Annotated in this window: 25 protein-coding genes, 1 tRNA gene and 1 CRISPR repeat array (1 of these 27 only partly in view); of the genes, 8 read left to right on the top strand and 18 right to left on the bottom strand. The window is 60.5% G+C overall.

The annotated features are described in order from the left end of the window. Positions 1-101: 101 nt before the first annotated feature. Positions 102-956, top strand: coding sequence for an HDOD domain-containing protein (locus tag ACYQ3M_RS01020; RefSeq protein ID WP_460034182.1), 855 nt, complete (start codon positions 102-104; stop codon positions 954-956). Between the two features lie 15 nt (positions 957-971). Here the strand turns inward: ACYQ3M_RS01020 and ACYQ3M_RS01015 are convergent. Further along, positions 972-1,044, bottom strand: a tRNA-Lys gene (locus tag ACYQ3M_RS01015). Between the two features lie 123 nt (positions 1,045-1,167). Here ACYQ3M_RS01015 and manA point away from each other — a divergent pair. From manA to rplI, 6 genes are all read left to right on the top strand, one after another. Then, complete coding sequence (gene manA, locus ACYQ3M_RS01010) at positions 1,168-2,403, top strand: mannose-6-phosphate isomerase, class I (RefSeq protein WP_460034181.1); 1,236 nt, start codon at positions 1,168-1,170, stop codon at positions 2,401-2,403. Between the two features lie 132 nt (positions 2,404-2,535). Further along, on the top strand, positions 2,536-3,777 hold the full coding sequence (glgC, locus tag ACYQ3M_RS01005; RefSeq protein ID WP_460034180.1) for a glucose-1-phosphate adenylyltransferase: 1,242 nt from the start codon (positions 2,536-2,538) through the stop codon (positions 3,775-3,777). Positions 3,778-3,941: 164 nt separating this feature from the next. Beyond that, positions 3,942-4,358, top strand: coding sequence for a 30S ribosomal protein S6 (rpsF, locus tag ACYQ3M_RS01000; RefSeq protein WP_460034179.1), 417 nt, complete (start codon positions 3,942-3,944; stop codon positions 4,356-4,358). Between the two features lie 18 nt (positions 4,359-4,376). Beyond that, positions 4,377-4,604 (top strand): 30S ribosomal protein S18, encoded by a 228-nt coding sequence (rpsR, locus tag ACYQ3M_RS00995; protein WP_460034178.1) that lies wholly within the window; start codon positions 4,377-4,379, stop codon positions 4,602-4,604. A 9-nt stretch (positions 4,605-4,613) separates the two neighbouring features. Beyond that, entirely contained in the window at positions 4,614-5,513 is a 900-nt protein-coding gene (locus tag ACYQ3M_RS00990; RefSeq protein WP_460034177.1) for a hypothetical protein, read from the top strand. A 21-nt stretch (positions 5,514-5,534) separates the two neighbouring features. Next, positions 5,535-5,981, top strand: coding sequence for a 50S ribosomal protein L9 (gene rplI, locus ACYQ3M_RS00985; RefSeq protein WP_460034176.1), 447 nt, complete (start codon positions 5,535-5,537; stop codon positions 5,979-5,981). Here rplI and dtd read toward each other — a convergent pair. The 9 genes from dtd to apbC form a co-directional block, all read right to left on the bottom strand. Then, positions 5,965-6,414, bottom strand: coding sequence for a D-aminoacyl-tRNA deacylase (gene dtd, locus ACYQ3M_RS00980; RefSeq protein ID WP_460034175.1), 450 nt, complete (start codon positions 6,412-6,414; stop codon positions 5,965-5,967). The two genes, rplI and dtd, sit on opposite strands and share 17 nt — an antisense overlap. Further along, positions 6,380-7,153, bottom strand: coding sequence for a slipin family protein (locus ACYQ3M_RS00975; protein WP_460034174.1), 774 nt, complete (start codon positions 7,151-7,153; stop codon positions 6,380-6,382). Before ACYQ3M_RS00975 ends, dtd begins: the two co-directional genes overlap by 35 nt. After that, the gene (locus ACYQ3M_RS00970) at positions 7,150-8,466 is read right to left on the bottom strand and encodes an NfeD family protein (RefSeq protein ID WP_460034173.1); all 1,317 of its coding nucleotides are present in this window, start codon (positions 8,464-8,466) and stop codon (positions 7,150-7,152) included. The genes ACYQ3M_RS00975 and ACYQ3M_RS00970 overlap by 4 nt, the downstream gene beginning before the upstream one ends. After that, entirely contained in the window at positions 8,463-8,669 is a 207-nt protein-coding gene (locus tag ACYQ3M_RS00965; protein WP_460034172.1) for a DUF6494 family protein, read from the bottom strand. Before ACYQ3M_RS00965 ends, ACYQ3M_RS00970 begins: the two co-directional genes overlap by 4 nt. Next, positions 8,662-9,126: a ferritin-like domain-containing protein gene (locus ACYQ3M_RS00960; protein WP_460034171.1), complete on the bottom strand. Its 465-nt coding sequence runs from the start codon at positions 9,124-9,126 to the stop codon at positions 8,662-8,664. The genes ACYQ3M_RS00965 and ACYQ3M_RS00960 overlap by 8 nt, the downstream gene beginning before the upstream one ends. Positions 9,127-9,262: 136 nt before the next feature. Further along, positions 9,263-10,807, bottom strand: coding sequence for an alpha-isopropylmalate synthase regulatory domain-containing protein (locus ACYQ3M_RS00955; RefSeq protein ID WP_460034170.1), 1,545 nt, complete (start codon positions 10,805-10,807; stop codon positions 9,263-9,265). 3 nt (positions 10,808-10,810) lie between these two features. Next, positions 10,811-11,638: an SDR family NAD(P)-dependent oxidoreductase gene (locus tag ACYQ3M_RS00950; protein WP_460034169.1), complete on the bottom strand. Its 828-nt coding sequence runs from the start codon at positions 11,636-11,638 to the stop codon at positions 10,811-10,813. Between the two features lies 1 nt (position 11,639). Continuing rightward, positions 11,640-12,206 carry a dCTP deaminase gene (dcd, locus tag ACYQ3M_RS00945; protein WP_460034168.1) on the bottom strand — a complete coding sequence of 189 codons (567 nt, stop codon included), beginning with the start codon at positions 12,204-12,206 and terminating at the stop codon, positions 11,640-11,642. Next, a complete protein-coding gene (gene apbC, locus ACYQ3M_RS00940; RefSeq protein WP_460034167.1) occupies positions 12,207-13,295 on the bottom strand; it encodes an iron-sulfur cluster carrier protein ApbC in 1,089 nt (362 codons plus the stop codon). Positions 13,296-13,334: 39 nt separating this feature from the next. On the opposite strand from apbC, the gene ACYQ3M_RS00935 reads away from it, so the two are divergent. Continuing rightward, positions 13,335-14,291 (top strand): potassium channel family protein, encoded by a 957-nt coding sequence (locus ACYQ3M_RS00935; protein ID WP_460034166.1) that lies wholly within the window; start codon positions 13,335-13,337, stop codon positions 14,289-14,291. A gap of 20 nt (positions 14,292-14,311) precedes the next feature. Here the strand turns inward: ACYQ3M_RS00935 and ACYQ3M_RS00930 are convergent, their stop codons facing one another. From ACYQ3M_RS00930 to cutA, 8 genes are all read right to left on the bottom strand, one after another. After that, positions 14,312-14,587, bottom strand: a complete 276-nt coding sequence (locus tag ACYQ3M_RS00930; protein WP_460034165.1) for an Rdx family protein — start codon at positions 14,585-14,587, stop codon at positions 14,312-14,314. Next, on the bottom strand, positions 14,584-15,768 hold the full coding sequence (locus ACYQ3M_RS00925) for a class I SAM-dependent rRNA methyltransferase (protein WP_460034164.1): 1,185 nt from the start codon (positions 15,766-15,768) through the stop codon (positions 14,584-14,586). Before ACYQ3M_RS00925 ends, ACYQ3M_RS00930 begins: the two co-directional genes overlap by 4 nt. After that, entirely contained in the window at positions 15,765-16,634 is an 870-nt protein-coding gene (gene prmA / locus ACYQ3M_RS00920; protein WP_460034163.1) for a 50S ribosomal protein L11 methyltransferase, read from the bottom strand. The genes ACYQ3M_RS00925 and prmA overlap by 4 nt, the downstream gene beginning before the upstream one ends. A 4-nt stretch (positions 16,635-16,638) precedes the next feature. Then, a complete protein-coding gene (accC, locus tag ACYQ3M_RS00915) occupies positions 16,639-17,985 on the bottom strand; it encodes an acetyl-CoA carboxylase biotin carboxylase subunit (RefSeq protein ID WP_460034162.1) in 1,347 nt (448 codons plus the stop codon). A gap of 9 nt (positions 17,986-17,994) precedes the next feature. After that, positions 17,995-18,438: an acetyl-CoA carboxylase biotin carboxyl carrier protein gene (gene accB, locus ACYQ3M_RS00910; RefSeq protein WP_460034161.1), complete on the bottom strand. Its 444-nt coding sequence runs from the start codon at positions 18,436-18,438 to the stop codon at positions 17,995-17,997. Beyond that, entirely contained in the window at positions 18,420-18,890 is a 471-nt protein-coding gene (aroQ, locus tag ACYQ3M_RS00905; protein WP_460034160.1) for a type II 3-dehydroquinate dehydratase, read from the bottom strand. The genes accB and aroQ overlap by 19 nt, the downstream gene beginning before the upstream one ends. A gap of 73 nt (positions 18,891-18,963) precedes the next feature. Continuing rightward, complete coding sequence (gene dsbD, locus ACYQ3M_RS00900; RefSeq protein WP_460034159.1) at positions 18,964-20,757, bottom strand: protein-disulfide reductase DsbD; 1,794 nt, start codon at positions 20,755-20,757, stop codon at positions 18,964-18,966. Then, the gene (cutA, locus tag ACYQ3M_RS00895) at positions 20,727-21,065 is read right to left on the bottom strand and encodes a divalent-cation tolerance protein CutA (protein WP_460034158.1); all 339 of its coding nucleotides are present in this window, start codon (positions 21,063-21,065) and stop codon (positions 20,727-20,729) included. Before cutA ends, dsbD begins: the two co-directional genes overlap by 31 nt. A gap of 4 nt (positions 21,066-21,069) precedes the next feature. Continuing rightward, positions 21,070-21,865: a CRISPR direct-repeat array (repeat unit 36 nt; unit sequence GTCTTAATCCCTTTTTCATCAGGTCGATTTCTAGAG); it runs 17 nt beyond the window's last position.

Here is a 21,865-nt window from a genome sequence, read left to right as displayed (position 1 = left end):
ATTGGTTTTTTTGTGACTTATAGCCTATTTTTACCAAACAAGCCATCGCTTAAAGGCGTTTTTTTAACCGACAAATCTTAACGTTTAACGGCCATCCTGTCATGGTGACCTTCGGTACCAACCGGCTCGCCGTGGAGACTTTGCTGGCGGGCGAGGTGAAGCTGGCTTCTCCGCCGGAAGTTTTCTTAAGGCTATGCGAGATCCTCGACGATCCAGCCAAAACCGTCTACGACGCCGAGCGGGTGATCGAACACGATCCGGGGACGGCGGCGCGTTTGTTGCGCCTGGTCAACAGCGCGTTTTACGGGTTTCCCAGGCAGATCACTTCCATCTCACGCGCCATCGCTATGATCGGCCTTAAGGAGCTGCGCGATCTGATCTTGGCGACTTGGGTGGTCGAACGCTTCAGCCGCCTACCTAATCGCTTGCTGGATATGCGCGCTTTCTGGCGCGTCAGCGTGCGCACAGGGTTGCTGGCCAGGGCACTCGCCCGCCGCCATGCGCAAGCCAAGTCGCTGCAATCGGTTTTCGTCTGCGGCCTGCTGCACGAAATCGGGCGTTTGGTGATTTACGCCAAGATCCCCGAGTTAGGCCGCGCGGCAGAGCTTTTGACCAAAGCGGAGGGGATCGAGGAAATCGAGGCCGAACGTCGGATCTATGGTTTTGATCATTACCAACTGGCCGCCGAGCTGGCTCGGCGCTGGCGCTTGCCGGAAGTGTTCGTCGCCACCTTGCGCTGGCATGGCTCCCCTGGGGAGGCAGGGTCTTTTGCCCGAGAGACCGCCTTGGTGACCTTGGCCAGCCGCTTAAGCCTGGCGGAGGTCTTCCCCGCGGAAGCCGTCGAGCCTACAGCGCTGTTGGCCTTTCTCCATTTGCCTGCGGCTTGTTTGCCGGAGGCTTTGGAAGAGGCGGAGGCCCAGCTCGATGAGGTATTTCGGGGGTTGTTTCGCGGCTGAACAGCTGGGTGGGGATGGGCCGTGCTGGATTCGAACCAGCGACCACCGCATTAAAAGTGCGATGCTCTACCGACTGAGCTAACGGCCCACAGGAAAGGTTCGTTATGATAACGAAAAAAAACCAAAAAGCAAAGGCAGTCACGCGATCGGGCGGTTTAGGGTGGAAAAGCTTGCGCTTTTTAAGCGCTTCCCGCGCTCGCTGGGGGTGAAGATGACAATGGAGCTTGACTGCGATCGGCAACGGGCGGCCATCGCCGCTTTGGCGCGGCAGCCTCGGCCGCTGCCCTTGTGCTGCGGGGTGCAGCATTACGCCTGGGGCGATCGCGCGTTTATCCCGAACCTGTTGGGTCTTGCCAATCTTGAAGGCAAGCCGTTTGCCGAACTTTGGATTGGCGCCCATTCTGATCTTATGGCCCAGGCGGTGGTCGGTGAAGACAAAGTGCCGCTGGATCGGTTGCTTGAGGCGATCCCTAAAGTTTTGCTGGGACCTGAGCGGGAACAGCTGCCCTTTCTGATGAAAATCTTAGCCGCGGCCCAGCCTTTGTCGATTCAGGTCCACCCTGACAAGCGCCAGGCCGAGGCGGGGTTTAGGCGGGAGGAGCAGCTGGGTATTCCCGTAAACGCGGCGCACCGCAATTACCGCGATCCCAACCACAAGCCCGAGCTGCTGTGCGCCTTGAGCGATTTTTACGCGCTCAAGGGGTTTCGCCCCGAAGCCGAAGTCGCCGCACAATTGGCGGCTATTCCCGAGTGGCGCGGGTTGTTTACGCGGTTTGGCGAGCTTGGATTGAAGGCGTTTTACCGGTATTTGATGACGCTGCCGCAGGCCGAAGTCGATCGGCTGCTCGCGCCGCATCTTGCGCGCTTGCGCCGGCAAGGGCCGTTTCCGAAGGATCGGCGGGAATATTGGTTGCTTAAGGCCGATGCGCTTTACTCCCAGGGGAAGCATCACGACCGCGGCCTGTTCTCCTTGTATCTTCTCAATTTCCTGCATTTGCGCCCTGGGGAGGCTATCTTCCAGTCCGCCGGCGAGCTGCATTCCTACCTGGAGGGAGTGGGGGTGGAGGTGATGGCCAACTCCAACAACGTGCTGCGCGGCGGACTGACCCCCAAGCACGTGGATATTGAAGCCTTGCTGGAGATCGTCAAGTTCGAGGGAGGCCCGGCCCAGGTGCTGCTCCCTGAGCGGCAGGGGGAGGAGGCGGTCTATCCGGCGCCGGTGGAGGAATTCGTGCTCAGCCGGGTGGAATTGCCGCAAGCTCAAGTTTATGCCTCCTCGGGTGGGCTGCGTTTGGGTATCGTGTTGGACGGGGCGGTGCGGTTGACCTGGGAAACCGGTAAGCTGCTTCTCGGCCGCGGCCAGTCCTATTTGATCCCGCATGGACTGGCGTGCCGCATCCAGGCGGAAGCCGACGCCGTCTTGTATCAGAGCGCCTGCCCGATTTAAATTGGCGCGCAGGGTAGCCTTAAACGGATTGGACGGCGGATCGGACAGGTCGCAGTGCGCAGGTTGAATCTGGTGTCTAGGCCGTTGGCGGAGTTACGAGAATTTAAGCCAGTTACTTAGAGGAGGAGAACCATGGCCAAGCACAATATCCTTGCTTTCATCATGGCAGGTGGCGAGGGCAGCCGTTTGTACCCGCTGACTGCCGAGCGTTCCAAACCCTCGGTTCCTTTCGGCGCACGCTATCGGATCGTTGATTTTGTGTTGTCCAACCTGGTCAATTCGGGGATCCACGCGATTTACCTTCTGGTTCAGTACAAGTCGCAGTCGCTGATCGAACATGTACGTATGGCGTGGGCGCTGCCGCCGACTTTGCCCGGCCATTTCATCACCGTGGTCCCACCGCAGATGCGCCAAGGGCAGCAATGGTTTCAGGGAACCGCCGACGCCGTCTATCAAAATTTGAACCTGATTCGCCAGCATTCTCCCGACCTGGTGCTGGTGTTCGGGGCCGATCACGTCTACCGCATGGACGTGCGCCAGATGGTCGAATTCCACTTGGATTGCCGTGCCGACTGCACGGTGGCCGCGCTGCCTGTCCCGCGCGAACAAGCTTCCGCTTTTGGCATCATCGACGCCGACTCCCAAGGCCGCATCTTAAGGTTTTTGGAAAAGCCTCAGAATCCGCCGTCCATGCCCCAAGACCCCAACCGCGCTTATGCTTCCATGGGCAACTACTTATTTAACACGGAAGTACTGGAGCAGGCTTTAATCGAGGCCAATGCGCGCAGGGAACACGATTTTGGCCAGCACGTCTTGCCGCGTCTGGTCGCAAGCGGCAAGGTGTACGCCTACGACTTCAGCCAGAACCGGGTGCCGGGCGTGCGCGATTACGAGGAGCCGGCCTATTGGCGGGACGTAGGCACCTTGGACGCTTATTATCAGGCGCATCTGGACCTTTTGGGCCTCACCCCGCGCTTTGACACTTTCAACGCTCAGTGGCCGATCATTTCCACCAACTACCAAGGGCCGGCTAGCAAATTCCAAGACGCCTGCCTCGACAACAGCATCGTCCGTGCCGGCTGCCTGATCCACGGCGCTAAGGTGAAAAACTCCATCCTGCGCCGGGAGGTGGTGCTCGAACCGGGGGTGGAACTGGACGGCTGCATCCTCATGGACAACGTGATCGTCAAGCGCGGCGCCAAGCTCAGAAAAGCGATCGTGGACCGCTACAACGTCATCGAGGCGGGCGCAACGATCGGTTACGACCTGGAGGCCGACCGCGGCCGCTACCACGTGACCGACTCCGGCATCGTCGTCATCCCTGAGGCGCAGCCTTACGCAACCGCGCGCACGTCTTTCGCCGAAGACTTGTGAGCCGCGTAGGTTAGGTATCGGCGGGACGGGTTCCGCGTAGGGGAAGACGATGGGCGGTAAAGACCTTGTGATCCACACTCAGTACAGATAAAATTTCCTGTTCTTGTTGTTCCTTGCTTTACCGCCCGAGGCGGAAAGCTGTTTTAAACCGTAAGGAGCCGTTCATGCGTCATTATGAAATTGTATTCTTGGTTCATCCCGACCAAAGCCCGCAGGTTCCGGCCATGCTCGAGCGCTACCGAGCGATGATCGAAAACCGCGGCGGCAAGATCCATCGTCTAGAAGACTGGGGCCGCAGGCCGCTCGCCTATTCGATCCAAAAGCTGCACAAAGCGCATTACATTCTGATGAACATCGAGTGCGACCAAAAGACCATCCAGGAGCTGCAAAACCATTTCCGCTTCAACGACGCGATTCTGCGCGACCTGATCCTCAAGCGCGAGGAAGCTATCACTGAGCCGTCGCCGATGGCCAAGGGGGGTGAAGCGGAAGCCAAACTCGAACCGCCTAGCGGTGAGTTCGAAGAGAGAGCCGAAGGCACGGTAGAAGCGGTCGCCGACGAGGAAAGCATCGAGTCTTGATGAAAAGGGCAAACGACCATGGCGCATCAACTCAAAAGACGAAAACACTGCCGTTTTACTGAAGCCGGCGTGAAAGAGATCGATTACAAAGATCTCGATACTTTAAAGGACTTTATCACCGAAACGGGCAAGATCGTTCCCAGCCGGATCACCGGCACCAGCGCCAAATACCAGCGGCAGCTGGCGCGGGCGATCAAATACGCGCGTTACTTAGCCCTGCTGCCTTACTGCGACGCCCACAAATAGCTTTTTAGGATGCGCTTTCTGGCCGAGTTCATCCTGCGGAGCCGGATGCAGGCCATCGCCGTGGCGGCGACCTGTCTGATGCTGTCGTTGTTGGCACCGCCTGTGAGCCTGCTCGCGGCGGCGGTGGTAGCGCTGGTGACTTTGCGCCAGGGATGGCGCGAGGGGCTAAATACCGTGCTCGCGAGCGCGCTGGCGGCGGGGCTTTTGGGCGCGATCGTGATCAGCAATTTCGCCCTCCCGGCAGGGTACGGCTTGATGCTCTGGCTGCCCATCTGGGCGATCGCGCTGGCGCTGCGCTATACCCGCAGCCTGGGTTGGACTTTCGAGCTGGTAACGGCGCTGGGGTTGGTTGGAGTCGCCGCGGCGTACCTGCTCGGCGCGGACGTAGCTGGATTTTGGCAAACCCGAATGCAGCAAGCGTTGCGCTTTCTCTCTGGACAAATCGACTTCGACCAAGCCCAGCTTGCGGCGCTGGCGCGTTACATGACCGGGATCGCGGCTGCCGGCATGGTGTCCAGCCTGGCCTTAAGTTTGCTGTTGGCGCGCTACCTGCAGGCGCTGCTGTTCAACCCGGGGGGATTTCGCGCCGAGTTCTTGGGGCTGCGTTTGCACCGACCCATGGCTTACTTGGCCCTCGCTTTGAGTGGGGCGGCGATGGTGCTGGAGGCCCAAGCGCGCGAGGCGGTGGTCAATCTGCTTTTAGTGCTCGGAGTGGTGTACGTCGTTGCGGGAACCGCCATCCTGCACGCGATTTTCGTCGAGCGGGGCCACAAAGGGTGGCTGTTTGGATTATACGGCTTGCTGCTGGTTGTTCCCCACGCGTTGCTGCCGATCGCGCTGGTCGGCTTGAGCGATGCGTGGTTGGATTGGCGCGGTCGGTTCGTGCCGCGGGATTCCGGATCGGATTGAAACGAAACTCGAGGTAACTTTATGGAATTGATCCTACTTGAAAAAGTCGCGGGCCTTGGCGATTTAGGCGCCCGTGTCAAAGTCAAACCCGGCTACGCGAGAAATTACCTAATTCCTCAGGGCAAGGCCGTGCGCGCCACGCCGGAGCGCATCGCCGAGTTCGAGAGACGCCGCGCCGAGCTGGAAAAGAAGGCCAGCGAAGCTTTGGCGGCGGCTCAAGAGCGCGCGGCCAAGCTCGCCGCGCTGGAGGTGATCATTACCCAGCGGGCCGGTCCTGAGGGCAAGCTGTACGGCTCGGTCGGCACCCAAAACATCGCCGAGGCGATCTGCGCCTTAGGCGTTCCTGTCACCCGACAGGAAATTCGGTTACCGCAGGGGCCTTTGCGCCAGACCGGCGAGCACGAAGTCGCCTTGCAGCTGCACCCGGACGTAATCGCTAAGGTCAAGATCGTCATTCGTCCGGAGTAGCGCGCAAGATGAAAGTCACCGGCCCGGCGTTGGTGAGGTGCACTTGCATGTCGGCGCCGAAATGGCCGGTGGCTATCTTGGGATAACGGCGCCGGACCGCTTCGACCAGATACTCGAATAAGCGCTTGCCGGTGGCCGGTTCGGCAGCGGGGGTAAAGCTTGGGCGCAGCCCTTTGCGCGTGTCCGCGGCGAGAGTGAACTGCGGGACCAGAAGCACTCCGCCGCCAACATCTATCACGCTTAGGTTCATTTTTCCTTGCGGGTCGGCAAACACCCGATAGCCGAGCAAGCGCTTGGCCATCCTCTCGGCCTGGCGCTCGGTGTCTTGCCTCTCGACGGCGACCAAGACCAAAATTCCAAGCCCGATCTCGCCGACGATCTTGCCTAAAACTTCGACCTTAGCTTGGCTCACCCGCTGCAGGACGGTGATCATCGGCGCGTAATTTAAGCAATTCCAGGATTTCCGAAGGCACAGGGAAGACGATGGTGTTGGACTTGTCGCCGGCGATCTCGATCAGCGTTTGCAGGTAACGCAGCAGCAAAGCCTGCGGCTGTTGGGACAAGGTGCGGGCCGCGGTCAAAAGCTTTTCGGCCGCCTGCATTTCCCCTTCGGCGTGGATGATCTTCGCGCGCCGCTCGCGCTCGGCTTCGGCCTGACGGGCGATCGCGCGGATCATGCTCTCGTCCAAGTCCACCCGCTTGATCTCGACGTTGGCGACCTTGATTCCCCAGGCGTCGGTCTGGGTATCCAAGATCGCTTGGATGTCGGCGTTGAGCTTTTCGCGCTCGGCCAGCATCTCGTCCAGCTCGTGCTGCCCCAAGACCGAGCGCAAGGTGGTCTGGGCCAGAAGGCTGGTGGCGTCGTAGTAGTTTTCCACTTGAATGATGGCGCGCGCCGGGTCGATGATGCGAAAATACACCACCGCGTCCACCTTCACCGAGACGTTGTCGCGCGAGATCACGTCCTGGCGTGGCACGTCCATGACCACGGTGCGGATGTCCACCCGCACCATGCGCTGGATGATCGGGATCACCAAGATCAAGCCCGGCCCTTTGACCTTGTAGAAGCGGCCGAGCAGAAAAATTACCCCGCGCTCGTACTCCCACAAGACCCGGATACCGCTCAAGAGAAACAAGAGCAACAGGATCAGGACGACGATCAAGGCGTTCATCGGCTTTCCTCCTCAAGGGGGGTAACGTGAAGGGTCAGGCCATCGAGTTTGAGTACCTTAAGTTTTTCTCCACGGTGCACCGGCTTCTCGCTCACCGCCCGCCAGCGTTCGCTGCGCACCCAGACCCAGCCCTCGCGCGCAAAGTCCTCGAGCGCAATGGCAGGCTGGTGGAGGAGTTCTTCCGCGCCGGTGGTGGCGGGCCTTTGCCTGGTTTTCAAGACCATCCCTACGCCGAAGATGAACAGCAAGGCCGAGGCGATGGCAAATCCCAAGATTAATTCCAGGTGGATGGCAAAACCGGGCACGTCGGTATCGATGAGCAGAATGGACCCTAAGGTAAACGCGGCGACGCCGCCTATCCCCAAGACGCCAAAGCTGGGGACGAAAGCTTCAGCCACCATCAGGATAAGGCCGAGCAGGATCAGGCCAAGGCCGGCGTAGTTGATAGGCAGCACCTGGAAGGCAAACAGCGCCAACAGCAAGCAGATGGAGCCCAACACCCCAGGCACGATCGCGCCGGGATTGGAGAACTCAAACAGCAAGCCGTAGATCCCAAGCAGCATCAAGATATAGGCGATGTTGGGGTCGGTCAGGACCGCCAGCAGCCGGCTGCGCCAGTCCGGCTGGAATGGTTCTACCGTCAGGCCGGAAGTGGCAAGAGTGATTTGGCTTCCGAGCACGCTTACTTTGCGGCCATCCAATCGTCGCAAAAGCTCGCCGACGTCCGGGGCGATCAGATCGACGACGTTTTGCTTTACTGCTTCTTCGGCGGTCAAGGTGGCGGCCTCGCGCACCGCCCTTTCCGCCCACTCGGCGTTGCGCCCGCGCATGTTAGCCAGGCCTTTGAGATAGGCGACCGCGTCGTTGATCATCTTGTGTTCCATGGCGTCCGGCGCGCGCTGTTTGCGCGCGGGTTTGTCGCGCTCCGGCTCGGGGCCGGTCAGGCGCACGGGGGTGGCGGCGCCGATGCTGGTCGCCGGGGCCATCGCCGCGATATGGCTGGCATAGACGATGTAGGTGCCGGCGCTGGCGGCGCGCGCCCCGCTGGGGGCGACGAAGGCGACCACCGGCAGCGGCGAGGCGATGATCGTCTTGACGATCGCGCGCATCGAGGCGTCCAGTCCGCCCGGGGTGTCCAGGCGCAGGATGAGCAGCCGGGCGTCGGTATTTAGGGCGTGGTCAAAGCCGCGCCGGACGTAGTCGGCGGTGGCCGGGCCGATCGGGCCTTCCAGGTCGAGCTGGACGGCTTGGGGTCTTGCCGCATGGGCAGCGCTTGCCAGCCAAACGAACGCCGCCAGCCAGAGCGCGTTCATTGAAGGTCGATCTGGCCGTCGATTTCGTGGACCAGATTGAGCTCCGGAAGCTCCAGCCGCGCTTTCACGGCCAAGCTCTCGGTGCATTTGAGCCGGCCTTCCTCGAGCGCCTTGAAGAGGGCGTACTCGATCTTCTGCTGCGAGCTCACGCCGAATTTCTTCAAGAACTTACGCATATCCATGTTGAGCTTTTCTTCATTCATGGCTGCCTCCGTAGGTTTTGATGTCTCCGGGTTTACGCAGCATCTTGTCCACCTCGCCCTGATGCAACTCTTCGCTGGCGATCAGGCGGCGGGCGTATTCTTCGAGTAGAACCGATTTGCCCGCCACCTCGGCCAACAACTCTTTATACACCTTTAAGGTCTCGCGCTCGTGTTCGAGCGATTCGCGCAAGATGTCGCCGATGTCGTGCTTGTGCGTCTCGAGCAACGGTCCGATGCCCAAAGAAGGATGGCCGCCCAAATGCGTGATGAGTTCGCCGGCCTCGCGGGCGTGGGCTAAAGATTCCTCGGCCTGCGCCCGCATCCACGAGACGATGGGAATCCGGTGGTAGCCGAAAACCATAAAGGAATAGTGCGTATAGCGAACCACCCCGGCCAGTTCCAATTCTAGGATCCGGTTGAGGAGTTCGAGCACTTTGGTTTGATTTAGCGTATTCATAAGCGCCTCCGATCGGGTTGGTGACCAGTCCACGCCGATCATGATAATCCCAGCGCGGCTTTTTGCCATCACTTTTCGCAAGATCGGGCAAGCGCCGAGACGACGACAAATACCCTCCATCGAGGGTTTTAAGGACCTAGGCGCTTGCGGAAGGCTGCCGTTCCTCCAACAGCAGGTTGATCAGCTTTAAAGCGGCCAGTACCGAGGCGAACACTTGGTTGACATGAACCCCGCGCGTCGTTCGAGTGCGGCCGCAAGCCTCCCAGGTAATGATGCACTCGGTCAGAGCGGAGGTGTGGCCGCCTTTAGGGATCCTGACCTCGTAATCTACAAGCTCGGGAAGCCTGATATCGTACCGGGCCAGTACCTTGTTGATCGCGTCGATAAAAGCGTCGAAACCGCCGTTGCCGGCCCCCGAGGTGGAGTGGATCTGGCCGTCGATCTCCACCCGCAGGCTGGCGGTGGAAGGAAGGTCGAGCCCAGAGGTAATGGCGCAGCCGAGCAGCCGGATGTGCTGATAGCTCTCGCCTTCTAAGACGTCGGCGATGATGAAGGGCAGGTCGTCGGTGGTGACGATCTGTTTGGCGTCGCCGAGCTCGACGATGCGCGCGAGCACCTTGCGCTGCTGCTCCTCGCTCAGCTCGATGCCAAGGCGCTCTAAGTTTTTGCGCAGCGAAGCCTTGCCGCTCATCTTGCCCAAGGCGTAGCTGCGCACCCGACCGAAGCGCTCGGGAGTCAAGGGGCTGTGGTAAAGGCCGCCTTTTTGATCGCCGTCGGCGTGGATGCCGGCGGTCTGGGTGAACACGTCGGCGCCAACGATGGGGGCATTGGCGGCCACACGCTTGCCCGAGAAGCGCTCGACCATGTCGCTGATGCGCACCAGTTGTGATTCGTCCACCGCAAGCTCGACCCCAAGCTTGTCCCGCAACACCACCACGACTTCCGCGAGCGCGGCGTTGCCGGCGCGTTCGCCTAGGCAGTTGACGGTGCAGTGCACGCCCTTGGCGCCGGCGCGGACCGCATACAAGCAATTGGCGGTGCCTAGACCGTAATCGTTGTGGGGGTGGAAATCGAAGTGCAGCGTAGGATAGCGCGCGCCCATGGCGGCGATGGCGGAAGCGACTTCTTCCGGCGCCATCACCCCTAAGGTGTCGGGGAGCATAAAGCGGCGGATGTTTAAGTCTTTAAGCCTATCCAGCAGGGCGAAGACGTAGTCGGGGCTGTCGCGGTAGCCGTTGGACCAGTCTTCCAGATAAACGTTGACTGTCAAGCCGCGTGCCAAAGCGTAGTCCAAGGTGCGCAGGATGTCGGCTAGGTGTTCTTCCAAGGTCTTGCCGAGCTGCAGCCGGCAGTGTTTCTCGCTGCCTTTGGTGAGCAGGTTGATCACCTTGCCGCCGGCCTGACAGATCCAGTCCACGCTTAAAGTGTGGTCGACAAACCCCAAAACCTCCACCCGCTCGGCCAGACCTTCGTCCGCCGCCCAGGCGCAGATTTTAGCGACCGCTTCCTGCTCCCTCGCCGACACCCTGGCGGAAGCGATCTCGATCCGATCCACGCGCACGCGCTCCAACAGCGCTCTGGCCAAGTGAAACTTTTCTTCGGGGGAGAACGACACCCCTTGGGTCTGCTCGCCGTCGCGCAGCGTGGTGTCTAGGATTTCAACTCGGCGTGGCGCTTCCATAGACTAGACCTTGCGCAGTACCCAATCGAGCGCGCGTCCGGGCAAGATTCGCTTGAGAAAAGCGAACAGATAGGTTGGAACCGTCACGTAGTAGCGGTCCTTGGGGCGCGGCCTCTCCAGGGCGTAGATGACTTTTTGCAGCACCGCCTCCGGCGGCAAGGTGAACGGCACCACCGGCCCTTCGGTGGCTAAGCGTTGTTCCATTCGGCGGTATATCTCGCGGTGGGGGCTGGATTCGGCGTCGATGTTCTGCTTGAACTTCACATAGGCGTTCTCGCGGAACTTAGTCAGTATCGGTCCGGGTTCGATCAACACCGGATAGATCTTAGTGCCGTGGAGCTCCAGGCGCAAAGTGTCCACTATCCCCTCTAAGGCGAACTTGCTGGCGACATAAGCGCCGCGGTAAGGCAAGGCGACGAACCCGAGCACCGAGCTGTTGAACAGGAGCCGCCCGTACCCTTGCCGGCGCATGACGGGCAAAACGAGGTTGGTCAGCTCCAGGGTGCCAAACAGATTGGTCTCGAACTGGGATCTTAGAACGTCGCGGCGCAAATCCTCCACCGCGCCTACCTGTCCCCAGGCGCCGTTGTTGAAAAGCGCATCCAAAGTCCCGCCCGTCCATTCCAATACTTGCGCGACGGCGTTTTTGAGGCTGGCCGAATCGTCCAGATCGAGGCGCACGGCTTCAAACCCTTCGGCCTGGAGGCGAGATACGTCCTCAGGTTTGCGCGCGGCGGCAAATACCCGATAGCCGCGCTCTTTAAGCCCCTTGGCGGTGGCGTAGCCGATGCCGCTCGAGCAGCCGGTGATCAAGACGGTGTTGACCTTCATATCAGGCTTTGGGCAAGGTGACCCCGGTCTGGCCTTGGTATTTGCCGCCGCGGTCGGCATAGGAGGTTTCGCATTCTTCGTCGGACTCCAGGAAGATCATCTGGGCGACCCCTTCGTAAGCGTAGATTTTGGCCGGCAAGGGGGTGGTGTTGGAGAATTCCAGGGTGACGTGACCTTCCCACTCTGGCTCTAACGGCGTGACGTTCACGATGATCCCACAGCGGGAATAGGTGCTTTTGCCTAGGCAAACGACCAGCACATTGCGCGGAATCCGAAAATACTCCACCGTCCGCGCCAGCGCAAAGGAGTTGGGGGGAATGATGCAGACCTCGGACCGGACGTCCACAAAACTGGCCGGGTCGAAGTTCTTGGGGTCGACGATGGTCGAGTTGATGTTGGTGAAAATCTTAAACTCGTCGGCGCAGCGCACGTCGTACCCGTAGCTTGAAGTGCCGTAGGAGATAATCCGCCTATCTTCTGTCTGCGAGATCAGCCTAGGCTCGAACGGTTCGATCATGCGCTGTTCTTCCGCCATGCGGCGGATCCAGCGGTCGGATTTGATCGCCATTTACGTTCTCTCTACCACGATCTTGGGAAATTTGCCGGCCAAGTCCTTAGGCTGCAAAGCCAGGCGCGCCGCCATTCTGCGCGCGATCTCGGCGTAGGTTTGGGCAAGCGCGCTTTCTGGGTCGGCCACCACGATGGGTTGACCCAAGTCCGCGCCTTCGCGGACGCGAAGATCCAAAGGCAGCTTCCCCAAAAGCGGGACGCCGGATTTTTGCGCCAATTCTTCGCCGCCGCCCTGGCCGAAGATCGCCTCCTGGTGGCCGCACTGGGGACAACGATAGACGCTCATGTTTTCCACGATCCCGAGCACCGGCACTTTGACTTTCTCGAACATCCTCAAGCCCTTCATGGCATCGAGCCAGGCAATCGGCTGCGGGGTGGTGACGATCACTGCCCCCGCCACTGGGATCCTTTGCACCAAAGTCAAGTGGATGTCGCCGGTTCCAGGCGGCAAGTCCACGATCAAATAGTCCAAGTCCTGCCAGCGGGTCTGCCTGAGCAGCTGCTCCAAAGCCGAAGTCGCCATCGGGCCGCGCCAGATCACGGGGGTGTCTTCCTCGACCAGCAAGCCGATGGACATCGCCTGCAGGCCGAAAGCGCGCCGCGGTTCGATGGTTTGGCCTTCGACCGTCGGCGGTCCGGAGATCCCCAACATGCGCGGCAGGCTAGGCCCGTAAATATCGGCGTCCAGAATGCCGACCTGCGCGCCCTCTTGGGCCAGGGCCAAAGCCAGGTTGACGGCCACAGTGGATTTTCCCACTCCGCCTTTGCCGGAGGCGATGGCGAGGACGTTCTTGACCCCAGGCAAGGGAGCCTGGCCGGCCTGGACGCGGTGCGGCAGGCAGCGATAGCCGATTTGCACCGAGACTTCCTTCACTCCCGGCACCGCAGCCAGGCGTTCCTGCAGGGCGGAAGTTAAAGCTATAATCTGGCTTTTGGCCGGAAAGCCCAACTCGATGGCCAGATCGACGCGGCCTTGGTCCACGCGCAGGGAGCGCACCGCTCCGGCAGAGTACAGATCGCACCCCAAGTGGGGTTCGCCATAACTGCGCAAGGCAGCTTCGACAAGCTCAAGCAAAGCGTCGTTCATGACGGACTATTCTACATCAGCCTTGCCTTAGACTCATCCATGTCCGTGAGCCGCCAGAAGGTTTTTCATCTCCTAGATCATCGCTATCCGAGCGTGGCCAGCCGGGCGGTCGAATGGGCGATCTTGAGCTTGATCTTGCTCAACGTCCTGGCGGTCGTCTTGGAGTCGGTGCCGACGTACCAGAGGGTCTGGGCGCGCGAGTTTGCTTGGTTCGAGCGGATCTCGGTCGGCTTGTTTGCGCTCGAGTACTTTGTGCGCCTTTGGGTGTGCGTGGAAGACGAGCGTTATCGGCATCCGGTCTGGGGGCGGCTGCGTTATGCGCTCACCCCGATGGCGCTCATCGATTTGCTCGCGTTTTTGCCTTTTTATCTTGGCGGACCGACGGGTGTAGGCGACCAGGCCCGGGTGCTGCGCGTTTTGCGGCTGGTGCGGGTGCTCAAACTAGGGCGTTATTTTGCCGCGTTGGAGGTGCTTGCCTTTGTGGTGCGCCGCGAGTTTCCAACTTTGCTGGCGGCGACTTTGATGCTTTTGATCTTGATCGTGCTTGCCGCCAGCGGAATCTACCTGGTCGAGGGCGAGGTGCAGCCAGAGGCGTTCGGCAGCATTCCGCAGGCGATTTGGTGGGCGGCGGTGACGCTGACGACGGTGGGCTACGGCGATGTGGTCCCGGTAACTTTCTGGGGCAAGGCGTTTGGCATTTTCATCACCATCGTGGGTTTGGGGATGGTCGCGCTGCCGGCGGCGATTTTGACTTCCCGCTACACCCACGAGCTGCAAGAGCGGCGCGAGCGTTATCGGCTCAGGCTGCAAGAGGCGCTGCTCGACGGTCGGCTCTCGGAAGAGGAGCGCCACGCCCTGCATCGCTTGAGCCGCGAATACGGCCTAGACCCGGAGGAGGTCAGGATGGAGTTAGAAAACGAACGGCTGCGGCGGCGGCTGCGCAGGCAGGGCGTATGCCCCCATTGCGGCCGGCCTTTGGCCGGCGAGGAAGAATGAGGGAAGCGGCATCGCGTGCGTTAACGGTCGCTGTGGCCCAAGGATTTTTGCGGCGCGATCCGATCGCGCACGCGCTGCTTGATCTCCTTGGCCTCGGGAAACCTTCCTTCGCGTTGACGCGACCAGAGGATTTCGCCATCGAGGCGGATCTCAAAAACGCCGCCGCCTGAGGGCTTTAGGGCGACTTCCCCCAGCTCTTCGGCGAACGTAGTCAAAAGCTCCTGGGCCAGCCAGGCGGCGCGCAAGAGAAAGTTGCAGCGCGCGCAGTATTCGATCTCAAGGCGCGGGGTTGTCATAACACGCGGTAAAACTGGGCTTTTAGGTATTCGGTTTCGGGGATGGCCGGATGGATGGGGTGATCCAGTCCTTGGTGGCCTTGGGCGAACAAGGCGATCTTAGAGGCGGTGCGTTGGGCGGCGTGGGCGATCAAGCGCTGCAGTTGCGCCGCCGGCAAATGGTACGAGCACGAACAGCTCACCAAGATCCCTGGGCGCTCAAGGCACGTCAAGGCCAGCCGGTTGAGGTGGCCATAGCCCCGAATGCCTTGGGCGATGTCTTTACGCCGCTTGATGAAGGCGGGAGGGTCGCAGACGATCAGACCAAAGCGCTCGCCGGTTTGCCTTGCCTGTTTGAGAAAGTCCAAGACCTCGGCCTGGACGAATTGGATTTTGTCGGCCACTTGGTGGCGCTTGGCGTTTTCCTGCGCCAAGGCGAGCGCCGAGGCAGAGCTGTCGACCGCGATCACTCGCTTGGCGCCGGCGACCGCGGCCTGCACCGCCCAGGCTCCGGTGTAGCAGAACAGATCCAAGACGCTCAAGCCTCGGGCCAAAGAGGCCGCCAGCGCGCGATTTGGACGCTGATCGTAAAACCAGCCGGTTTTTTGCCCCTTGAGCGGATCGATGCGGAAAAGTAAACCGTTTTCTTCTGCGCACACGACCTCAGGCAACTCGCCTTGAACCTCGACCTGCGCGGGCAAGCCTTCTAGGGCGCGGCTTGGGGAGTCGTTGCGCAGCACGATCGCCTTGGGCCGGATGAGGTCGGAAAGCGCGCTTAGGATCTCGTCTAGGCGGCGCTCGATGCCGGCGGTATTGGCCTGGACCACGCACACTGGATCGAAACGATCGATCACCAGCCCCGGCAGCCAATCCCCCTCGCTGTGGACCAGCCGGTAGTAGGGGGTCGGGAACAGCCGTTCTCGCCACGCCAAGGCGGCGGCCAACCGCGTGCGCCAGAAATTTAAGTCTATGGCTTCGTCCCGATCGCGGCTTAGCAGTCTGGCGCAGATCAAGGCGTTGGGGTTGACGTAGGCGGTGCCGATGAAGCGGCCCGAGCTGTCTTCGAGCGCGGCCAGATCCCCGGGGGCAAACGCTTTGAGCGGCGTGGCTTGCGTGTCGATCTCGTTGCTGAAAACCCACAGATGGCCTTGGCGCAGACGCCGGTCTTCGCGCTTTTTTAGGCGCAGGCGGGGCAGGGTCATTGCCTCTGCCCCGCCAGAAGGACCCAGCCGTCCTCCACGGCCGGGGGGCGAAAGGCAAACCCCGGATAGGCCCGTTTGACCGCTTCCGCCTGGGACTCCAAAATCCCCGACAGAACCAACCAGCCGCCCGGACGGGTGTGGGCGGCGAGCGTCGGCGCGAGGGCGATCAAGGCATCGGCCAAAATGTTGGCCAGGACGAGGTCGGCGGCGACTTGGGGCATGGCTTCAGGATAACAGCAGCGCAAGCGCGCGGCGACTTGATTTTTGCGCGCGTTTTCCTGCGTGGCGGTCAGCGCTTGGGGGTCGAGGTCGCAGGCGAGCGCCTCCGAGGCCCCCAACACCAAAGCCGCCACCGCTAGGATGCCGGAGCCGCAGCCGTAGTCGATCACGCTCTTGCCGCTTAAGGGGTGCGCCGCCAACCAGCGCAGGCACAGGGCGGTGGTGGGATGGGTGCCGGTGCCAAAGGCCAGGCCGGGGTCGAGGGTCAGATAGACAGCGTTTGGATCGGGGGGCGATTGGCCGCTAGGGCAGACCCACAGGCGGCCGAAGTTCAGCGGCTTAAAGTGCTCAAGCCAAACCCGCTCCCAAGGCCGATCGGCGAGGATTTGACGCCGCCACCCCGTGAGCTTATCGCCAAAGCGCGCGGCCAGATCGGCTTGGATCGCTTCGGGGTTGACCCCAAGCTCGAACAGGGCGGTCAGGCGGGGCGAGCGCCAAAGGGGCATCTCGCCGGGCAGCGGCTCGAACAGGGCCTCGTCGCCGTCCTCGGCAAAAGTGATCGCGATGGCGCCTTGCGCTTCCAGAAACTCCGAGACGGCATCGGCCAGATCGCGCGGCAGGACGCAGGAAAGCTCGCACCAAGGCATGATTTTATTCGCGTATCCCCAGCATCTCTTCTAGATAATGGATGTGTTGCCCCCCGCTCTTGAAGGCGCTGTCGCCGACGATGCGTTGGAGCAGGGGAATATTGCACTTAATGCCAGTGATCACCGTTTCGCTTAAGGCCGTGCGCATCCTTGCCAGCGCCGAGGCGCGGGTTTCACCGTGGGCGATGAGCTTGCCGATCAAGGAATCGTAGTAGGGCGGCACCTGGTAGCCGGCATAGATGTGGGTGTCCAAACGGATGCCGGGGCCACCCGGAAGATGCAGCTGTTCGATCAGGCCGGGCGAGGGCAGGAAGGTTTCTGGGTCCTCGGCGTTGATCCGGCATTCGATGGCGTGGCCGCGCAACTTGATGTCCTCTTGGGAGTAGGCCAAGGGTTCACCGGCGGCGATGCGGATTTGTTCCTTGACGAGGTCCACCCCAGTGACCATCTCGGTGACCGGATGCTCGACCTGGATCCGGGTGTTCATCTCGATGAAGTAAAACCGGCCGTTTTCGTACAGGAACTCGAAGGTGCCGGCGCCCAGATAACCGATCTCGCGGCAGGCCTGGGCGCAGCGTTCCCCCATCTCGCGCCGCTGCTTTTCGGTGATGCCGGGGGCGGGGGCTTCCTCGATGACTTTCTGATGACGCCGTTGGGTCGAGCAATCGCGTTCGCCCAGATGGATGGCGTTGCCGTGACTGTCAGCCAGCACCTGGAACTCGATGTGGCGCGGGCGCTCTAGGAATTTTTCCAGGTACACCTGATCGTTGCCGAAGGCGGCCAAGGCTTCGGCCCGGGTCATGGTGATCGCGTTCATCAACGCCGCCTCCGAGTGCACCACCCGCATTCCTCGCCCACCGCCGCCGCCGGCGGCTTTGACGATCACCGGAAAGCCGATTTCCCGCGCCAGGCGCAGGTTTTCTTCAAAATCGTCCGATAACGGGCCGTCCGATCCCGGCACACACGGAATTCCCGCCCGGCGCATGGCTTCCTTAGCGGAAATCTTGTCCCCCATCAGGCGGATGGTCTCGGGTTTGGGACCGATGAAAATAAAACCGCTTTGGATGACTCGTTCGGCAAAGTCGGCGTTTTCCGCTAGAAACCCGTAACCTGGATGGATGGCGACGGCGTCGGTGACTTCGGCGGCGCTGATGATCGCCGGGATGTTCAGGTAGCTGTCGGCGGAAGGGGCAGGTCCTATGCAGACCGTTTCGTCGGCCATCAGCACGTGCTTTAGATTGCGGTCGGCCTCGGAGTGGACCGCGACCGTGCGGATGCCGAGTTCCCGGCACGCGCGCAGGATCCGCAAAGCGATTTCGCCGCGGTTGGCGATGACGATTTTGTCGAGCATGGGCGACCTTTATTCGATCACGAACAGCGGTTGGTTGTACTCTACCGGCTCGCCGTTTTCCACCAGAATTTTGGTGACGACCCCAGCCTTGTCCGCCTCGATCTGGTTGAGAATCTTCATCGCTTCGATGATGCACAGCACGTCGCCGACGTTGACGCGCTGGCCGACCTCGACGAACGGCTTGGCGCCCGGAGCGGGGGCGCGGTAGAAGATTCCCACCATCGGCGAGCGAACGATGTGCCCGGTCTCTTCCGGTTTGGCTTCCTCGGCTATTTTGGAAACGGTTGCCGCCGGCGGTTGGGCGGGGACGGAAACCTGAGGTTGGGTGACGATTTGGGTGGTCGTGCTGACGCGGGTGATGCGGATGGACTCCTCCCCAGAGTGGATTTCGATCTCGGCGACGCTTGAGTCCTCGATGATTTCGAGCAGCTTTTTTATTGTGCGGATGTCCATAGGTCTTCCTGGTTTTGGTTCAGATGCCGGATTGCAGCCAACAGCGCCAACTCATATCCGAAAGCGCCTAGACCGCAGATGACCCCGTAGGCGATGTCGGAAAAATACGAACGGTGGCGAAAAGGCTCGCGCGCATAGACGTTCGATAAATGAACCTCGACGAACGGGATTCGGGTAGCGAGCAAGGCGTCGCGGATGGCGATGCTGGTGTGGGTGAAGGCGGCCGGATTGAGGACGAGGAATGCGCTCTGTTTGGACCAGGCGGCGTGGATCAGCTCGACGAGAACGTGCTCGGCGTTGCTTTGCTGAAACTCTAAGGTATGGCCGTGGCGCTCGGCCAAAGCTTTGAGGCGGGCCTCAATGTCGGCCAGGGTAACGGCGCCGTAGATTTCCGGCTCCCGCGTGCCGAGCAAATTGAGATTGGGTCCGTTGAGAACGGTAATCAGCGCCATCGAGCTGCAAAGCGGTTAAAAAACCAAGTTATTGTGAAGAAGGAGGCCGGTTTTGTCTAGAACGCGGCGTGTTTTAGCAGGCTTGCTCGAGCTTGGCCAGATGGGTCAAGAATTCCTCCGGCGGCACGTAACCGATCAGGCGCGCGGCCTTGCATTCGCGCCCTTGCGGGTCGAAAAACAAAATCGCCGGCGGCCCGATCAAGCCAAAACGGCGCAGAAGAATCCGGTGGGCTTCGGCGTTGGCGGTGACGTCGGCCTTGAGCAGCGAGAATTTGCCCAGCTTCTCTTGGACCCTGGGATCGGCGAAAGTCTTGCTTTCCAGCTCCTTGCACGAGACGCACCAGTCGGCATAGAAGTCGAGCATGACCCACTTGTGGGCAGGCTTTTGGCTTAAGGCCGTGTTCAGGGCCTGGAGCGAGGAGATAGGTTGCGCCAGAGGCGGGGGGAGAGGCGGTTTCATCCCGCACGCGATGAGCGGCTCGAGCGGGCGAAACGCGTTCGAGCCACCCGAAGCGGCGCCGATGAGCAGCAAAATGCCGTAGGTGAGCATCACCACCCCTAAGGCTTTGGCGAGCTTTTTGTGATGCGGGGCCGCTTCGGACAGAGGGCTGGCGGCGCCCAGATAAATGGCCGGCACGATCAACCATAGCGCCCATAGAAACAGCGTGAGCGAGGGCGGCAGGAGGCGCGAGAGCAGCCAGATCGCCACGCCGATGAGCGCCACCCCGAATACCGCCTTGACCGCCTGCATCCACAAACCGGCTTTGGGCAAAAGCTTGCCCGCGGAGGTTCCGACGGCGATCAGGGGCAAACCCATCCCCAGCCCCAGGGCGAACAAGGCCGCCCCTCCCAAGACCGCATCCCCGGTCTGGCCGATGTAAATCAACGCGCCGGCCAGAGGCGCCGCCACGCACGGGCTGACGATCAAGGTCGAAATCGCGCCGAGCGCCGCCGCATTGACAAAACTGCCGCCGCGGATCTTAAACCGCGAGGCAAGCAGAGACTGCCAGGCGGAAGGCAGCCGCAGTTCATACAGCCCGAACATGGACAACGCCAGCAGCACAAACAAAGCGCTGACCGCGGCGATCGCCCAGGGCGTTTGCAACGCCGCCTGCAAATTGGCGCCAAACAGCCCGGCCAGGATCCCGAACCCCGTATAAGTGAGCGCCGAGGCCAAAACGTAGCTCAAGGACAGCCCGAACGCGCGCCAGGGGGTAAGGTTTTGGCCGTGGCCAACGATGATTCCTGACAGGATGGGCAGCATGGGGAAGCAGCACGGCGTAAACGCGAGCAAGACCCCAAAGCCGAGAAAGCTTAGGAGGGTAAGCCAAAAACCTTGCGCTTTGAGGGCCTGGGCGATGCGGTCCGGTTCGGCCACGAGGGGAGGGGAGGGAGGCGTTGCCGAAGCCGGCGTGGCGGGCAGATTAAGGCGCACGGTTTGAATTTGCGGCGGATAGCAGACCCCGCGCTCAGCGCAGCCTTGATAGCGGACTTTCAGGACCAGTTCGGTCGCCTGCGGATCGGCGCGCTTGAGCGGCAGGGTGGCGACGACGCTTTGGTGGTACACCTCGGTCGGGCCGAATTCCGGATCCTCCTTGCGTTCCCCCGGCGGCAGTTGTAAGGGCTCGAGCTGGACTTGGCCGGCGAGTTTTTCCACGCGAAATTGCTCGCGGTAAAGGTAATACCCCTTGGCGATCTGCCAGCTCAGGCGCAAGGTGTTGGGGTCTTCGACCGCGGCCTGGAAGCGAAACGCCTCCTCCGCCGGCAGGAGTTTGTCCTCAAACAGGCGCAATCCCGAAAACGGCTCGGCCCGGCCAAGGGCCGGCCAGGTGAGGCTTAAGACGAGTAAGAAGAGGAATCGAGCCATGCGCCGATCCAGTCCAGATACGCAAGACTACCCTGCTCCACAGAGACCGCGACGATTTCGGGAAGTTCATAAGGATGGCGCGCCTGGATGAAGGCCGTAAGCTCGGCCAGGCGGTCGGCGCGCGTCTTGATGATCAAAAGCACCTCGCCTGCGGTTTCGATTTGGCCTTGCCAAGGGTAAACCGAGGTCAATCCAGGGACCTGGTTGACGCAGGCGGCCAGGCGGTTTTCCACCAGGCCATAAGCCAAACGCGAGGCGCTCTCGGCGTCTGGACAGGTGCAGAAGACGATTCGGTACGGCGTGCTCATCTTCGTCTTAATCCCTTTTTCATCAGGTCGATTTCTAGAGGAAAGAAAACGTCAGGGCAATCATTCAACTCGAGGTCTTAATCCCTTTTTCATCAGGTCGATTTCTAGAGAAGGCACATTCGGCCAAACTGCGGCCGGATGCCATGTCTTAATCCCTTTTTCATCAGGTCGATTTCTAGAGATCTCCCCGGCGACCATCCCGTTGGCTGGGCTTATGTCTTAATCCCTTTTTCATCAGGTCGATTTCTAGAGGCGGCTAGCTAGCCGGATTTTTTTTGGTTTTTGGGTCTTAATCCCTTTTTCATCAGGTCGATTTCTAGAGGAAAGAGGTTATGAAAATCTATGTTTTCCCCGTGTGTCTTAATCCCTTTTTCATCAGGTCGATTTCTAGAGTAGCCCCGACGGGGGAGAATCTCAGGGCCATCGCGTCTTAATCCCTTTTTCATCAGGTCGATTTCTAGAGTCAGGGCCATCGCCAAATGGAAGACGGCCCCAAAGTCTTAATCCCTTTTTCATCAGGTCGATTTCTAGAGAGTGTGAAATGGCAAAGCTGAACTTAATCAGGATGTCTTAATCCCTTTTTCATCAGGTCGATTTCTAGAGTACTCTAGCTCCCCAGATCTCCCCGGCGACCATGTCTTAATCCCTTTTTCATCAGGTCGATTTCTAGAGAAAGCTGGGATCTCTCCCACGTATGCTTATGCAAAAGGTCTTAATCCCTTTTTCATCAGGTCGATTTCTAGAGTTCCTGAGTGGGATGAAATTGTGCGAAGTCCGTCAAGTCTTAATCCCTTTTTCAT

This window comes from Methylothermus subterraneus (assembly GCF_054656915.1).
The sequence above is the reverse complement of the archived record's forward strand: the minus strand, read 5'-3'. Positions and strand labels throughout refer to the sequence as shown.